The sequence below is a fragment of the Ruegeria sp. AL3 genome, assembly GCF_056536065.1.
In genome coordinates, this window is sequence record NZ_JBQFJG010000001.1 from 1,641,906 (window position 1) to 1,657,402 (window position 15,497).

Genomic DNA, 15,497 nt, shown 5'->3' on the forward strand with positions numbered 1-15,497 from the left:
ATGGTCGTATGAAACAACAACCCGATTCAGCAGTTCGTTCAACTCATCGCTCGTTCTGTAAGTTGCTCTGATACCCAACCTTCTGCCACTTGGGCATAGAGTCTTCCACCTTGTCTCAGCATGGCGGGCTGGTATCGCCATGTGGGTTTGCCAGCATTGCCGGTGGGATGTTCCCGATGGTGCTGTGCGGTCTTTCTTCGTTGTCGTATCTACGCCATTCCTCCATCTTTTCGCAAGCATCTGCCAGCGACAGGAACCAATGCGTGTTCAGGCATTCTGCCCTGAACTTTGAGTTGAACGCTTCGATGAAAGCATTGTCGGTCGGTTTGCCAGGGCGGGAGAAGTCGAGCGTAACGCCGTTGTGGTAGGCCCATAGATCCAAAAGTCCCGAGAGATGAAATCGCTGCCGTTGTCCCCCCGTATCGTCGCTGGGAATCCGATCTGCCGACACACTCGATCCAGCGTGACAACAACGTTTTCGCCCTTTTAGCTGAACCTTGGGGCAATGACGGGTGAGACGCGCGAGAACGTATCGACCACGGTCAGAATACGTAGCTTGCGGCCAGTCGCAAGCTGATCATGAACGAAGTCCCTTTCGGCAGATTGCACTTGCGCAATCGCCTATCGGGCAAGGCATGACCCACACATCATTGGGCCTCACGGCATCCGAACGATCCTCTTTCAGCTTGGCTTTCACCCGCCGTTTTGGTGATTTGTTCCGTAATTGCAGCCTCATTGCGTGGTAAATCCTGTGGACTTTCTTGACGTTGGCTGCCCAACCCTCCGGGCGCAACAGATAGTGCACACGCCTGTATCCATAGCGAACACGGGTCTCGCAGATCTCCTTGATACGCCGATTCAGGACGGCCGGATCGGTGCGCCGGGAAACATACTGGCAGGTCGATCTGTCGAACCGCAACACCTTGCAGGCGCGTTTGACAGACACTCGCCAGTCTTCCCGAACACCGTCGATAAGCTCGCGCTTCCGATCCGGCCTCAGAGCTTTCGCTTGATGACGTCCTGCAACATCTCCCGATCCAGCGTCAGTTCGGCCGCGATGCGTTTCAGACGGCCGTTCTCGCCTTCAAGCTTTCGCAACCGCCGCATGTCGGATGGCAACATCCCCGCATACTTCTTCTTCCATTTGAAGTAGATTGCCGAGCTGATCCCAGCTTCTCAGCACACTTCGGCAACCGTCTTGCCTTCTTCGACCTGCGTCAAAACAAACGCCTTCTGTGCGTCCGTAAATCTCGCTGCTTTCATCGCTTCCGATCCCGCTCCAACGAGGGATTCGTCGCGGAATACTCTAATCACAAAAGGCCGGCAAATCAGGTTTCAGAGCATGAGCTCAGCTCTGTCAGTCTTTCGTGCCGACGTTTTCTTCGAACGCAACCTTGAAGGCGGCCTGTTTCTCGGGGCTGGCCTCGGTTTGATATTTCGATTTCCATTCATCCATCGTCATGCCGTAGAAAATCTCGCGGGCTTCATCCTTGCCCAGTTCGATTCCCTTTTCGTTTGCCGCTTCCTGATACCAGCGCGACAGGCAGTTGCGACAAAACCCGGCGAGGTTCATCATGTCGATGTTCTGAACGTCCGTGCGGTCTTCCATCAGGTGCTTTTGCAACCGGCGAAATGCGGCAGCCTGAAGTTCAATTTCGGTTTGCTTGTCCATGATCTGGCTCCGGATGGCGATTGAGTTGCTTCTGACCTAACAATCCAGTGGACCCGTTACAAGAAACGGACGTGCCGAAGCGCCTTTTCACATCAGTTTCAAAGCCAGCCACGGCACGATGCAGAAAACCAGCGTCAGGATTTTGTAGTTCGCAAGATACCTGAAATAGGCGCGTTTCACATCCGGGCGTTCCATCCGAAACATCCTGCCGTGAATGCCGGCAATCCAATCCTGCAAAAGCAGAACCATCAGGGTGGTAAACAGAAGCACCGCGATATTGAGCACGGCCATCCAACCAAAAAACATCGTCAAAAACTCTTGTGTCATGATGACCCCCTTTCCCCGTTGATATGGGAAATGAAGGCCGTGCTCACAACAGCGTGATGCGCGGAAAAGCATGCGCAGGACTTGCGGTCAAAGGTCGCCGGCTTCCAATGCGTCCTGCAGGATTACCGCCAACCGCTCGGCCCATTCCCTTTGACCCGTATGGTCTGCGATCAAGTCGTTGCGCAGCTCGATCAGTGCGTTGGGGCGTCCGAACGCGGTACAGTGTTTGTCGATCGCATCCCCCGGCAGAACTCCGGTATACGGCTCGTTGACGCCAACGCACAGATCTTCCTCGGCCTGAAGCCTTTCGATCAGCGGGCCAGAGAACCGCTCGTCCGAGGTGTGCAGCACGCCAATGTGCCATGGGCGGGGCTCACGACCGCGCAGCTGGCGCGTAAAGGAATGCATCGAAACAATCACAGCATGGGGCAGGGCCGCCATTTGTGCCAGTGCCTCGTGGTAAGGGCGGTAGCACATATTCAGGCGACGCTCGCGTTCGTCATCATCTGCATGGCGATTTCCGGGGATGATTGACCCGTCATAGAGCTTCATCAACAGCGTGGGATCGTCTTCACCCCGGTTAGGGTCGATGACCAACCGCGAGAAGTTGGCGGCAATCACCGGTGCGTTCAGGATCTCGCCCAAGTGTTTAGACACCTCATACGCGCCCACATCATAGGCGATGTGGCGTTCCATATCCTCGCGCGGCAGACCGAGGTCGCCACCATTTACGTCTGGGGGAACAGTGTTGGTTGCATGGTCGCATGTAATCAGCCAGCGAGACGGGCGATCCGCACCGTGGACGAAAAATGGAGTGTATGTCATGAGCCTGTCATCTTGTTTGCCGCAGATGTAGGGCAGTTGCTTTGGAAAGGGAATTGCGCAATAAGCATCGAAATGATGTTTGCGGTAACATTTCGCGAAATCTGATCTGCAAACTTGAGATGACGTAAGGAGGTCTATGCCAATGCGACGCCTGAGAAATGTGAAAATCGTGGCGACGCTGGGGCCAGCGTCAAATGACTATGACACAATTCGTGCCCTGCACGAGGCTGGCGCGGATGTCTTTCGTCTGAACATGAGCCATGGCAGCCATGATGAGATCCGCGAACGGCACAAGATCATTCGGCAGGTGGAAAAGGATCTGGACAGCCCGATTGCCATTCTGGCCGACCTTCAGGGGCCCAAGCTGCGCGTTGGTGTCTTTGCCAATGAGGCAGAGGAGCTGGAAGAAGGTGCGTCCTTCCGGCTCGACCTCGACCCTGCTGCGGGCGACACCAAACGTGTCTGCCTGCCGCATCCCGAGATATTTGCGGCGCTAGAGCCGGGCGCGCGCCTGCTGGTGAATGACGGCAAGATCCGACTGATCGTTCAGGACTGTGGGCAGGATTTTGCAAATTGCACGGTCGAGGTGGGTGGCACGATCTCGAACCGCAAGGGTGTCAACGTTCCTGATGTGGTGCTGCCGCTGGCGGCTTTGTCGGCCAAGGACCGAGAGGATCTGGAGTTTGTCTGCCAACTGGGTGTGGACTGGTTGGCGCTGAGCTTCGTGCAGCGCGCCAAGGACGTTTTCGAGGCTCGCGCGCTTGCGGATGGTCGCGCAGCGATCCTGTCCAAGATTGAAAAGCCTGCGGCAGTTGAGGCGTTTGACGACATCCTTGATGCGTCGGACGGGATCATGGTGGCACGCGGCGACCTGGGTGTGGAACTGCCCGTGTCTGCCGTGCCTCCGATCCAGAAACGACTGGTCCGTAAATGCCGTGGGGCAGCCAAGCCCGTCATCGTCGCCACACAGATGCTGGAAAGCATGATCGAAAGCCCGATGCCGACCCGTGCCGAAGTGTCGGACGTTGCGACGGCGATCTACGAAGGTACCGATGCCATCATGCTCAGCGCGGAATCGGCTGCCGGTGCCTATCCGATCGAAGCGGTGCAGACGATGAACAAGGTTGCCATCGAAGTCGAAGCCGACCCGACGTATACACAGATCATCGCAGCCTCGCGTACCGCCAAGGGAACCACCGTTGCGGACGGGATCGTTGCCGCCGCGCGTGAAATAGCCGAGAAAACCGATATCAAAGCGATCTGCTGCTTTACGCAAAGTGGCACGACAGCCGCATTGACCGCGCGCGAACGTCCCGGTGTTCCGATTATCGCGATGACGTCGCTGATGGGAACGGCGCGCAGACTCTGCCTGAGCTGGGGTTGCAACTGCGTCATGACGCCCGAGCTTGAACGGTTCAAAAGCGCGGTTGTAAACGCAGCGCGCGCCGCAAGGGCAGGGGGCTTTGCAACTGAAACTGACCAGATCGTTGTCACCGCCGGGGTGCCGTTCAACGTACCGGGTACCACCAACATTCTGCGCGTGGCACCTTGTGACGAGCGACTGATCTACAGCACGGATCCCGAATAACCAGAACGGGTATCACAGCTCGGACACCCGTTGACCAACCGGCTCTTTCACGGCCTCCATGACCGTGAATGAGCTGGTTTGGTGAATCCCGGGCAGCTTGTTGATTTTCTCGCCCAGTATCATCCGGAAATGCGCGATATCGCGGGTGCGGACAGTCAAAAGATAATCGAACGACCCTGCCACCATCAGGCAGCTTTCGATTTCCGGCACATCGCGTACGGCCTCGTTGAATTTTTCCAGGGATTGCTCGGCCGTTGCGGTCAACGACACCTGTACGACGGTCAGAAGGGCCAGGCCCATTCTCTCTTTGTCGACGATGGCGCTATAGCCCTTGATATAGCCGTTCTTTTCCAGCCGTTTCACACGTTCGGAACAGGGCGTATTCGTAAGGTTTACGCGCGCCGCAAGCTCAACTATTGAGAGCCGGCCATTGGCCTCAAGCTCGTGCAGGATGCGTTGATCGATATTGTCCAATTCTCTACTAATCAGTAAAACTTCCTGTTTTTTTAGTGCAAAACGACAATTTCCACTGAGTATAGACCAAAAAAATCCCCAATTCCTAGTGAAAATTCCTGATACTTACCAAAGGGTGGTCTTATTGAAAGTTCCAAGTTCCGGCTGCCCTGCCGGGGGCACGGGCCTCGGCCAAATGAAAAATAATGGAGGAACGACATGACAACAAAGATTGTCATAGGACTCGACGGGACAGAGACCGGTGAGCGCGTGATTGCCTTTGCCAAGGATTTGGCAAAGTTGATCGGGTCGTGTGAACTGGTGGTCGCTTACGTGATCGAATGGTCCCCTTACACCTTTCAGACACCGGAAGAAAACGCACAGCGTCACAAGCGACGGGAAGAAGAGGTTGATCTGGCGACGTCACGTATCGTGACACCTGCCGTTGAGGCCCTCAGAGAGGCTGGTTTTGAAGCGCACGGTGTCGTTCGCCACGGCGACGTGGCCGAGACCTTGAACGCCATTACAATGGAAATGGGCGGCTCGCAGATCGTTGTCGGCCGGTCTTCGGCGGACGGGATCAAGAAACGTATCTTCGGCAGCTCGACCCAGAACCTTGTGATGCATGCCGATGTTCCGGTCACGGTTGTGAACTGAAGGGAGGGACAAAATGAGAATGCTCAAACAACTCGGCGCCTCGATGGCAGCCGCCATTGTCGCCAGCCCTGCCTTTGCGCAAGATGCTCCGGGGCTTGATGAAAAAATCAATCAGACATTCGCTGATCTGACCGGTCCATTCGTCAGCTTCATCTTCGCGCCATTCCCCGGGACCAGCTTCCCATGGATCGTGATGTGGCTGGTGATCGCTGCGACGGTCTTCACGCTGTATTTTGCTTTTGTGCAGATGCGGTTCTTCAGTCACGCAATCAGTCTTGTCAAAGGTGACTATTCCGACCCCAACGATGCAGGCGAGGTCAGCCACTTTCAGGCTCTGGCCACGGCGCTTTCGGGCACAGTCGGCCTGGGGAATATCGCGGGTGTCGCTGTTGCCGTCGGCATCGGCGGACCGGGTGCAACCTTCTGGATGATCCTGGCGGGTCTTCTGGGTATGGCGTCGAAATTCACCGAATGTACGCTGGGTGTGAAATACCGCAACGAGTACGAAGATGGCACCGTTTCGGGTGGCCCGATGTACTATATGTCCAAAGGGTTCAACGAATTGGGCTTGCCGGGTGGCAAGATCCTTGCGGTTTTGTTCTCGATCTTCTGTATCCTTGGCGCGCTGGGTGGGGGCAACATGTTCCAGGCCAATCAGGCGCATCAGCAGATCGCAGGCATCGTGGGCGATTATCCGGGCTGGATTACCGGGCTGGTCTTTGCAGCGGTTGTTTTCATGGTCATCGTCGGCGGCCTGAAGTCCATCGCACGGGTGACTGAGAAGGTCGTACCGTTCATGGGCGTTCTCTATGTTCTGACTGCTCTTGTCATCATCCTGATGAATGCGGATATGATCGGCTGGGCCTTTGGCCAGATCTTCGCCGGCGCCTTCACCGGTCTGGGTGTTGCAGGCGGCATGGTTGGCGCGCTGATCCAGGGCTTCAAACGTGCGGCGTTTTCGAACGAAGCGGGTGTTGGCTCGGCAGCGATTGCACACTCGGCTGTTCGGACCAAGGAGCCGATCACCGAAGGCTTCGTTTCCTTGCTGGAACCGTTCATCGACACCGTGGTGATCTGCACAATGACCGCTCTGGTCATCATCATCACCCAGCAATTGATCATCGATCCGGAAACCGGCAACTACATGCTGAATGAGGCCGGTACGGCGATTGCCACTGTTGACGGCAACTCGGGTGTCAGCCTGACCTCTGCCGCCTTCGGCAGCGCATTCGGTTTCTTCCCGTATATCCTGGCGGTTGCGGTGATCCTGTTTGCCTTCTCGACCATGATCAGCTGGTCCTACTATGGCCTCAAGGCCTGGACCTACCTGTTCGGTGAGGGCCACACCAAAGAGCTGATCTTCAAGATCATCTTCTGCATCTTCGTCGTCATCGGCGCCGCAGCCAATCTTGGCCCGGTCATCGACTTCTCGGATGCGGCGATCTTTGCGATGGCGGTGGTCAACGTCTTTGCGCTCTACTTCCTGATGAAAGTGGTGCGTCAGGAGCTGGCCTCGTACTCCGAGCGTTTGAAAACCGGTGAAATCCGCAAATTCGAACACTAAATCCAATCACTGGGGCGGCTTCTGTCGCCCCAGTGCCCGATCAGCCTGCAAAAAGCGCAGAATCTGATCCAAACCCCCTTGCCAGTATGACCGAACTTGCGTAAACGGCGCTTCTGATCGCGTGACCGGCCGAGATGGCATGCCGAGTCGCGTCTGGAACCGAACCCGAAAAAGGAGACGGAAATGCCTAAGATGAAGACAAAGTCGAGCGCCAAGAAGCGCTTCAAGGTGACTGCGACCGGTAAGGTCCTTGCTGGCCAGGCCGGCAAACGTCACGGCATGATCAAGCGGACCAAGAAATTCATCCGCGACGCCCGTGGCAACACCACCCTGTCCGCCCCCGACGCCAAGATCGTCAAGGGCTACATGCCCTACGACCGCTAAGAGGAGATTAAGACATGTCCCGCGTTAAAGGTGGAACCGTAACTCACGCCCGTCACAAGAAGGTCATCAAGGCCGCCAAAGGTTACTATGGTCGCCGCAAGAACACCTTCAAGGTTGCCCGTCAGGCCGTCGACAAGGCCAACCAGTATGCAACGCGCGACCGTAAGAACCGCAAGCGCAACTTCCGCGCACTGTGGATCCAGCGGATCAACGCTGCTGTGCGTTCGCATGACGAAGCACTGACATATTCCCGCTTCATCAACGGCCTGAACCTGGCCGGTATCGAAGTGGACCGCAAAGTTCTGGCCGACCTGGCCGTGCACGAACCGGAAGCGTTCGGCGCGATCGTCGCCAAAGCTCAGGCTGCTCTGGCTGCCTGATCCTCTTTCGAGAGACAGTGAAAGAAAGGCCGTCCCATTTGGGGCGGCTTTTTTGTTTTCCATGGATTGGACGTCGGTGTTAAGCACACTCTGGACATCGTCCGGCAGTCGTGCGCACCTTAAACTATGTCGCTGGTACAAGACTTTGAGCAAGTTTTAGAAACTGCCTTGCCACGTGATCCCAGCTTTCGGCGGATCGAACAGACGGTGATAGACAGTTGCATTAGTGATGCCCGAAGATACGCTTCAGAAGGTCTAAAAGAGGCCTTTCTGTTTTCAACAATGCGCCTACTGGCACTTCCCGACAACGGGCACACACGGCTGATTCCGAATGATGCCATCTCGGTGCTCCCGCTGAGATTCGTGAGCATCGGAACTGCCATCCAGTTAGTTGGTAAGGCACCAGAAACAACTGCGCCCAGAGGAAAGCTGGTTGCAGTCAACGGTACACCATTAAGCCGAATCGAAGCCGCTTCAGGAACATTTCTGGCAGGAACGCGCCAAAGGAAACGGGTAATCGGATCGATTATACTGGTGTGGCCCTATGCTTTGGCTCGTCTCGGTTTTTCCTCAAAAGACGAAACGACCGAGTATCGCGTGCAAGACGAGAACGGTCAGATATCCGAATTCAAAGTGGAAAACAGTCATACGGTTCCTGCATCAACGCTCTACCCGAGAAACGAGCATGGCCGGGCCGATCCGGCTTGGACACCCGAGAGACTTGTGGAGACTAAGGGCTGGCGGGGACTTGGGCTTTCGATACTGTTGCCCAGTTTTCTCGATTCAGGAGAAGGTGCGCTGCCGAAAGCCATCTCAGGTGCAGCAGAACAAGTACGCGTTTGCTCGGAAAAAACGCTCTTGATTGATATTCGTGGAAACACCGGTGGCGACTTTCTTAAAACGATGCCCTTGATCGACGCCATCTCTGAAAACGCAAGCAGGCAGGTTGTTGTGCTTGTCGATAAATTCACGTTTTCGGCTGCGATAGTTTTTGTCGCCATCCTCAAACATCGATTGGGACCTAGGCTCAAGCTCATAGGGGAAGAAATGGGTGACGGGTTGACGTTTTTTGCCGAGGGAGGTTCGCTGGATTTGCCCACCAGCGGGGCGGTCGTTCGATACTCATCGGCTTTTCACGATTGGGAGAGCGGAACCAGCGATGAAACCACACCAGCCGAGATCGCGCGGCAACTAGTTCCGGCTGGACCACTGGATTTGGATTGGGAATTGATCAACGAACCTACCGCTGAAGATGCAAACGGCGCGTTCTATCAACGAATTCTCAGAAGTCTGAGAAATTAGAGGAATGGCAGGAAAGTCCGCGTAGATGCCATGCGAGCGAAAAAACCGGCGCATTTTAGCGCCGGTTTTCATAGGTTCCGTTAAGGTAACTTATCCGAACACACGCCCCAGCGCGCCATCGACCGCGTCGGTGATCTGGTCGATGTCATCCGCCGTGGCGATCAGGGCGGGCGAGAAGCATAGCGTGTTGTTGCGGCTTGGGATCGAGCGGTTGGTGACGCCGATGATCACGCCCTGGTTCATACAGTCGGCCACAACCGCCTGCGCCAGTTTCTCGTCCACCGGCTCTTTAGAACCACGGTCTGCGACCAGCTCGGCACCCAGGAACAGGCCCTTGCCGCGCACGTCGCCAATAACCTTGTGCTTTTCCATCAGCGCCTGAAGGTTGCCCATCATGCGGTCACCCATGGCCGCGCAATTGCCCAGCAGGTTTTCATCCTCGATGATGCGCATGTTTTCGATCGCAGCCGCCGGACCGGCAGTGCAGCCACCAAAGGTCGAGATGTCGCGGAAATAGCTCATCGGGTCCGAAGCATCATCCTTGAACATGTCAAAGACTTCCTCGGTGGTGACCATGCAGGCAATCGCGGCATAGCCCGAGGCGACGCCTTTGGCCATGGTCACGAAATCCGGCTTGATGCCGTATTGCTGATAACCGAACCATGTGCCGGTGCGGCCCACGCCGCAGACAACCTCGTCGATATGCAGCAGCACGTCGTATTTCTTGCAGATCTCCTGCACGCGCTGCCAGTATCCTTCGGGCGCTTCGATCACGCCGCCACCTGCGGTCACTGGCTCAAGGCACAGCGCGCCAACGGTGTCGGGACCTTCGCGCAGGATGACCTGTTCGATCTGATCTGCGGCCCATTCGCCGAAGTTCTCTTCCGGTGCGCCATCCAGCTCGTGCTTGCGGTATTCCATGCAGTGCGGCACGCGGACGAAATCAGGTGCAAAAGGTCCGTATTGAGCGGTGCGCTCGTCCTGACCGCCTGCCGACATGGTTGCCAGAGTCGAACCGTGATAGTCGCGGTCGCGATACAGAATCTTGGTCTTCTTGCCGCCGTACTTCTTGTGCGCGATCTGGCGCACCATCTTGAACGCCTTCTCGTTCGCTTCAGAGCCCGAATTGGTGTAATACACGCGGCTCATGCCGGGCATCTTGTCGATCAGTTTTTCCGCGAAGATGGAGCCGGGGATCGAGCCTGCGGTATTGGCGAAATAGCACAGTTTCATCAGCTGGTCGTAAACGGCCTTGCAAATCGATTCGCGGCCATAGCCGACGTTCACAGTCCAGACGCCGCCGGAAACCGCATCCAGATGCTCTTTGCCTTTCTGGTCCCAGACGCGCATGCCTTTGCCTTCGACAATGATGCGGGGATCATTGGTTTCAAAGGGTTTATGCTGAATCAGATGGTGCCAGATATGGGCGCGGTCGGCTTCGACCACGCGGGAAAGATCGTTTTCGTTGAACGTGCCGTCCATGACAAGTCCTTTCAGTGAGGTGCGGTGCACGGGGTGCGGAGATGGCGTGCCCCGGCATATGTTTAAGATACTTCAGATCACCGCGAATGGCCGGATCTAAGTAGGGCCAGATCGCACCATCCCGTATTGCCAGTCAATAAGGGGACCGTAATACTACGGATTTGTCAGAGCACCAAGTTTATGCTCAAGTCGCGCAAACCGAGTGCAGGGAGGATCAGCAGTTGGCAGCGACCAATATCTATGAGCGTCATTTGGACAAATGCCGGGCGAATTACACACCCTTGTCGCCCCTCTCCTTCATTGAGCGCACGGCGCAGGTTTATCCCGATTACCCGTCGGTCGTTTATGGTGAGCGGCGGTATACCTGGGCTGAAACCTATGCCCGGTGCCGCCGGCTGGCGGGGGCCCTGAATGCGCGGGGTATCGGAAAGGGAGATACCGTATCAATTATCGCCGCAAACATCCCCGAGATGTACGAAGCGCATTTTGGTGTGCCCATGGCGGGCGCCGTTTTGAATGCCATCAACACGCGTCTGGATGCTCCGATAGTCGCTTTCATCCTGAACCACGCCGAAACCAAGGCGTTGTTGGTTGACCCCGAGTTTTCCGGCGTCGTGAAGGAGGCGCTGGAGCAGGTTGATCATGATATTCTGGTAATCGACATCGAGGATCCCAGCTTTGAAGGCGGTGAATGGCTTGGCAGCCTGACCTATGACGCCCTGATATCAGAGGGCGACCTGGAATTTGATTGGTCACTGCCCGAGGACGAATGGGACGCGATCACGCTGAACTATACGTCCGGCACAACGGGCAATCCCAAGGGCGTGGTTTATCACCACCGCGGCGCCACCCTGAATGCACAATCGGATTTGCTGGACTGGGACATGCCCAAGCATTCGATCTATCTGTGGACCTTGCCGATGTTTCACTGCAACGGCTGGTGCTTCCCCTGGGCCATGGCCGCCAATGCGGGCGTGTCCGTCTGTCTGCGCGCCGTGCGTGCCGAGCCGATCTATGCGGCATTCCGCGACGAGAAGGTCACCCATTTCTGCGGTGCTCCTATCGTTTTGAACATGCTGGCCCACGCGCCGGATGAACTGAAAGACTTTGACCATCAGATCAAGGTGATGACCGCTGGTGCTCCGCCGCCGGCCGCCGTGATCGAAGCGATGGAGGCGATGGGGGTCGAAGTCACGCACGTTTATGGCCTGACCGAGACTTACGGGCCCTCGGTCGTTTGTGCCTGGAAGGATGAATGGAACGACAAGGGACCCGAAGACCGTGCTGCCCTGAAAGTACGGCAGGGCGTGCGGTATACGGCACTGTCTGGCCTGATGGTGGCCGATCCCGAAACGATGGAGCCCGTGCCCGCGGATGGCGAAACCATGGGCGAGATCTTTATGCAGGGCAACGTGGTGATGAAAGGGTATCTCAAGAACCCTAATGCCACCGATGGGGCCTTCAAGGGCGGCTGGTTTGCATCCGGCGATTTGGGCGTCATGCATCCGGATGGCTATATCGCGCTCAAAGATCGGTCCAAGGACATTATCATTTCAGGCGGCGAGAACATCTCCTCCGTCGAGGTCGAGGGCATTCTCTACAAACACCCGGCAGTAATGGAAGCGGCGGTTGTGGCCCGGCCAGACGAGAAATGGGGCGAAACCCCCTGTGCCTTTGTCGAGCTGAAGCCTGGTACAACCGCGACCGAGGCAGAGCTGATTGCCTTTTGCCGGAACAACATGGCCCATTTCAAAGCGCCCAAGACCGTGGTGTTTGGCACCCTGCCGAAGACTTCAACCGGCAAGGTGCAGAAATTCGTTCTGCGGGATCAGGCGCGGGCGCTGGGCTGAAGCGTGTCAAAGATCGACAGGTCCAGATCCAGCATTTCACCCATCCAAATCGCGCGATCGCGGTGATCGGCCAGATGGTCGCCGGTTTCCGGGTGGGTGAAAACGGTAAGACCTCGCCGGTTCAGCATCAACCACGGAGTGACCTGATCGAAGGCATCAGCGGCAAAGCTCAACTGGCAGCTCCAGCGCGGGTGGGGGCCAACATTGCGGCTATGCATGCGCCCCATCCGGACGGGGAACAGACGGGCGGCCTCTTCGCAGACCTGTTGCGCCGTGTGCTGCGTATCGGCGTCGAAATAGACATGGGCGTGGTATCCGGTGATCTCGGGCATCAGAACCTCTTTTGCTTTGATGAAACAAAGCTAAGTCCGATTGCGACGAACGCCTAGGCACACCGGCACACAGGACCTGTGCAAGCTTATTGGGGTGCGTGCCTGTCAGGATGCGCCGCGACAAATGCGGGGTGATCGGCACAGGCCTTTTCGACACCCAGCAGACGCGGCATGTCCGACAAGTCGACCTTCCACCGGCGTGCATTGTAGATCTGCGGGATCAGGCAGATGTCGGCGAGGCCGGGCTGTGAACCAACGCAATAGGGGGTTTGTTCAAACTCACCCAACATGGTCTCGAAGGCCTGCAACCCCGGCCGGATGAAGTGCCGCATCCACTCTCCGGGCATGTCGGTCGGATCTTTGCTGAGGGTGGTCGCATGGCGAGCAACTGAAAGGTTGCAAACAGGGTGAATGTCCACCGCAATCGCATAGGCCAGCGCCTGCACGCGCGCGCGCCCCGCTGCATCGTCGGGCAGAAGGTTCAATTCACGTGTCTTGTCCAGATAGTCGAGAATGGCCAGAGACTGAGTCAGCCGCTGCCCGTCAATATCCAGCACCGGAACCAACCCTTGTGGATTTCGCGCAATATGTGCATCGCTTTTGTGTTCGCCGCCCACCAGGTCGACGACAACCGCGCGATAGTCGATCCCGGCCAGATTCAGGGCGATCCGCACCCGATAGCTGGCCGAGGACCGCCAATAGTCATAAAGGACGGTTTTGCTCACATTCGAATCCGTCACGTGTCGGCCAGGGTGGCGGCGCGAATAGCGTCAGACAACACCGCCTTGTCGCCGATGTGATTGGCCAGCACCAGAACCAGTCGGGCGTTCAGCGCGTCACTGTCGGCTTTTTCAAGCCCTTCATGCGCGGCCAGCAGCTCGGCATAGAAGTCGTCAGCATCGTCGATATTCGGGGAAAGGATCAGGTCAGACATCTCGCTCACTCCTTACCACAGGCTCTGCGGATTGCATGGCGGAAACTGTTTTCTTCATAACTGTCCCGGCGCGCCGCCACGTGCTGATCAGGACGGATCAGATAAACCGCGCTGGTTGCGTCGCCTAGATAGCGACGTTTCAGCGCCAGGGTCTGGTCATCCTTGACCGACAGCGCCAACCGCGTGACCTCGACCCCGTCTTCTTCCAGCACCTCCGGGGCATCCGCGTCAATCGTCAAAAGGGTGAATTTGCCTGCCAGTTTGGGCAACAGGAACGCATCACCCAGCGGCGCGTCCGGGCAGGCCGAGCCGGGGCGCGTTTCGGCTGGGCCATCCAGCGCGTCGGCAGAATTCAGGGTCGAGCCGTCATAGGTGCAAGGTTGACTCAGGCGTCCCGAATTCACCAACGGACGCGCAAATTCGTACTTCTCGCTGAGGTCCAGAACCGCATCCCGCAGAACCCGCGACATTTCGGATTTCGGCGTGATGAAATCGGTGGAGCGGCTGGATTTCTGGATGTTCTCATCAGCCCCGTGCACGCGTTCCGCGTTGTAGCTGTCCAGCAGGCTTTCGGGGGCTTTCCCATCCAGCACCAGTTTCAGTTTCCAGCACAGGTTGTCAGTGTCTTGCAGGCCGGAATTGGCACCGCGCGCGCCAAAGGGGCTGACCTGGTGCGCGCTGTCGCCTGCGAATAGGACACGCCCTTTGCGGAAGCTCTCCATGCGGCGACACTGGAACGTATAGATCGAGACCCACTCCAGCTGAAACTCGACGTCATCGCCCAGCATCGCCTTGAGGCGCGGGATCACATTCTCGGGGCGCTTTTCGCGTTCCTTGTCGATGTCCCAACCCAGTTGCAGGTCAATACGCCAGACATTGTCGGGTTGTTTGTGCAAAAGCGCGGATTGCCCGCGATTGAACGGCGGGTCAAACCAGAACCAGCGTTCCGAGGGGAAATCGGCATCCATGATCACGTCCGCGATCAGGAAATTGTCTTCGAAAACACGCCCTTCGAAATCGATGCCCAGCATGCGCCGGGTGGGGGACGCGGCACCATCGCAGGCGATCAGCCATTCGGCCTCGAGTGTATAAGGGCCTTCGGGGGTTTCGACCTCCAGCCGAACGTGATCTTCGTGCGTACCGATTGCGTCAACCTTGTTGCGCCCGCGAATTTCAATCGGTGCGCCTTCTGTCTGCAACTCGCGCACGCGTTCCACAAAGAAGTTTTCAAAATGGTATTGCTGCAAGTTTATGAAGGCCGGGTTGGCATAACCTTCGTCCGGCTGAAGGTTGAAATCATAGACCTGACGGTCGTCGAAAAAGACCTTGCCCCGGTCCCACAGCACACCTTTGTCGACCAATTGCTGGCCGCAACCCAGCCGGTCTGCGATTTCCAGCGTGCGCTGAGAAAAACAGATGGCGCGGCTGCCGAAGCTGACTTTGTCATTCTCGTCCAGAACCACAACTTCGACCCCTTGCTGGGCCAGATCGATGGCGGCGGCCAGACCAACCGGCCCCGCACCGATAACGATCACCTTGCGCCTGACGGGCGTCGGGCTGTCCTGATCCGGGCTGCGTTCATATCCGTAAAGCGGCGTTTCAAAGATCTTGTTCATGGGCTCCCCCCGAAACAGATGCACCGATGTGCTGCATGTCCTGTCCCCCGGCGACGGGCGCCGGAGGTCTTAGATTATGGTTTCATCGAATCCCGCCGCAAAAAACGATCTGGATCAAACTCGACCGTTTT

16 protein-coding genes and 1 pseudogene are annotated in these 15,497 nt (G+C 56.9%); 7 read left to right on the forward strand and 10 right to left on the reverse strand.

From position 1 onward, the window contains the following. Positions 1 to 115: 115 nt before the first annotated feature. The 4 genes and pseudogenes from ACR3E6_RS08310 to ACR3E6_RS08325 all read right to left on the reverse strand — a co-directional run bounded on the left by ACR3E6_RS08310 (position 116) and on the right by ACR3E6_RS08325 (position 2,824). Positions 116 to 1,263: pseudogene (locus tag ACR3E6_RS08310) on the reverse strand (IS3 family transposase). Positions 1,264 to 1,357: 94 nt separating this feature from the next. Beyond that, positions 1,358 to 1,672: a DUF1244 domain-containing protein gene (locus tag ACR3E6_RS08315; RefSeq protein ID WP_152456994.1), complete on the reverse strand. Its 315-nt coding sequence runs from the start codon at positions 1,670 to 1,672 to the stop codon at positions 1,358 to 1,360. 87 nt (positions 1,673 to 1,759) lie between these two features. Further along, a complete protein-coding gene (locus tag ACR3E6_RS08320) occupies positions 1,760 to 1,999 on the reverse strand; it encodes a DUF6868 family protein (RefSeq protein ID WP_171637671.1) in 240 nt (79 codons plus the stop codon). Between the two features lie 87 nt (positions 2,000 to 2,086). After that, positions 2,087 to 2,824, reverse strand: a complete 738-nt coding sequence (locus ACR3E6_RS08325; protein WP_209835259.1) for an N-formylglutamate amidohydrolase — start codon at positions 2,822 to 2,824, stop codon at positions 2,087 to 2,089. A 142-nt stretch (positions 2,825 to 2,966) separates the two neighbouring features. On the opposite strand from ACR3E6_RS08325, the gene pyk reads away from it, so the two are divergent. Continuing rightward, complete coding sequence (gene pyk / locus ACR3E6_RS08330) at positions 2,967 to 4,412, forward strand: pyruvate kinase (RefSeq protein WP_171637669.1); 1,446 nt, start codon at positions 2,967 to 2,969, stop codon at positions 4,410 to 4,412. Between the two features lie 12 nt (positions 4,413 to 4,424). On the opposite strand, the gene ACR3E6_RS08335 is transcribed toward pyk, so the two are convergent. Beyond that, on the reverse strand, positions 4,425 to 4,886 hold the full coding sequence (locus tag ACR3E6_RS08335) for an Lrp/AsnC family transcriptional regulator (protein ID WP_480486676.1): 462 nt from the start codon (positions 4,884 to 4,886) through the stop codon (positions 4,425 to 4,427). Between the two features lie 198 nt (positions 4,887 to 5,084). On the opposite strand from ACR3E6_RS08335, the gene ACR3E6_RS08340 reads away from it, so the two are divergent. The 5 genes from ACR3E6_RS08340 (at position 5,085) to ACR3E6_RS08360 (ending at position 9,152) form a co-directional block, all read left to right on the forward strand. After that, complete coding sequence (locus tag ACR3E6_RS08340; RefSeq protein WP_171724812.1) at positions 5,085 to 5,522, forward strand: universal stress protein; 438 nt, start codon at positions 5,085 to 5,087, stop codon at positions 5,520 to 5,522. A 13-nt stretch (positions 5,523 to 5,535) separates the two neighbouring features. Then, the gene (locus tag ACR3E6_RS08345) at positions 5,536 to 7,086 is read left to right on the forward strand and encodes an alanine/glycine:cation symporter family protein (RefSeq protein WP_480486678.1); all 1,551 of its coding nucleotides are present in this window, start codon (positions 5,536 to 5,538) and stop codon (positions 7,084 to 7,086) included. Positions 7,087 to 7,269: 183 nt separating this feature from the next. Then, the gene (rpmI, locus tag ACR3E6_RS08350; protein ID WP_010443552.1) at positions 7,270 to 7,470 is read left to right on the forward strand and encodes a 50S ribosomal protein L35; all 201 of its coding nucleotides are present in this window, start codon (positions 7,270 to 7,272) and stop codon (positions 7,468 to 7,470) included. Positions 7,471 to 7,484: 14 nt separating this feature from the next. Next, positions 7,485 to 7,850 carry a 50S ribosomal protein L20 gene (gene rplT, locus ACR3E6_RS08355; protein ID WP_093965154.1) on the forward strand — a complete coding sequence of 122 codons (366 nt, stop codon included), beginning with the start codon at positions 7,485 to 7,487 and terminating at the stop codon, positions 7,848 to 7,850. Positions 7,851 to 7,976: 126 nt separating this feature from the next. Continuing rightward, positions 7,977 to 9,152, forward strand: a complete 1,176-nt coding sequence (locus ACR3E6_RS08360) for a S41 family peptidase (protein WP_480486680.1) — start codon at positions 7,977 to 7,979, stop codon at positions 9,150 to 9,152. A gap of 90 nt (positions 9,153 to 9,242) precedes the next feature. On the opposite strand, the gene ACR3E6_RS08365 is transcribed toward ACR3E6_RS08360, so the two are convergent. Then, entirely contained in the window at positions 9,243 to 10,634 is a 1,392-nt protein-coding gene (locus ACR3E6_RS08365) for an aminotransferase family protein (protein WP_171637665.1), read from the reverse strand. A gap of 221 nt (positions 10,635 to 10,855) precedes the next feature. Between ACR3E6_RS08365 and ACR3E6_RS08370 the strand changes: the two genes are divergently transcribed. After that, positions 10,856 to 12,484, forward strand: coding sequence for an acyl-CoA synthetase (locus tag ACR3E6_RS08370; RefSeq protein ID WP_480486682.1), 1,629 nt, complete (start codon positions 10,856 to 10,858; stop codon positions 12,482 to 12,484). Here ACR3E6_RS08370 and ACR3E6_RS08375 read toward each other — a convergent pair. The 4 genes from ACR3E6_RS08375 to ACR3E6_RS08390 form a co-directional block, all read right to left on the reverse strand. Then, positions 12,463 to 12,816 carry a DOPA 4,5-dioxygenase family protein gene (locus tag ACR3E6_RS08375; RefSeq protein WP_152457005.1) on the reverse strand — a complete coding sequence of 118 codons (354 nt, stop codon included), beginning with the start codon at positions 12,814 to 12,816 and terminating at the stop codon, positions 12,463 to 12,465. The genes ACR3E6_RS08370 and ACR3E6_RS08375 overlap by 22 nt on opposite strands. Positions 12,817 to 12,902: 86 nt before the next feature. Further along, the gene (maiA, locus tag ACR3E6_RS08380; protein WP_171724816.1) at positions 12,903 to 13,541 is read right to left on the reverse strand and encodes a maleylacetoacetate isomerase; all 639 of its coding nucleotides are present in this window, start codon (positions 13,539 to 13,541) and stop codon (positions 12,903 to 12,905) included. An 11-nt stretch (positions 13,542 to 13,552) separates the two neighbouring features. Further along, positions 13,553 to 13,750, reverse strand: coding sequence for a DUF2783 domain-containing protein (locus tag ACR3E6_RS08385; protein WP_171637661.1), 198 nt, complete (start codon positions 13,748 to 13,750; stop codon positions 13,553 to 13,555). A gap of 5 nt (positions 13,751 to 13,755) precedes the next feature. After that, a complete protein-coding gene (locus tag ACR3E6_RS08390) occupies positions 13,756 to 15,366 on the reverse strand; it encodes an FAD-dependent oxidoreductase (protein ID WP_171637659.1) in 1,611 nt (536 codons plus the stop codon). Positions 15,367 to 15,497 lie beyond the last annotated feature (131 nt).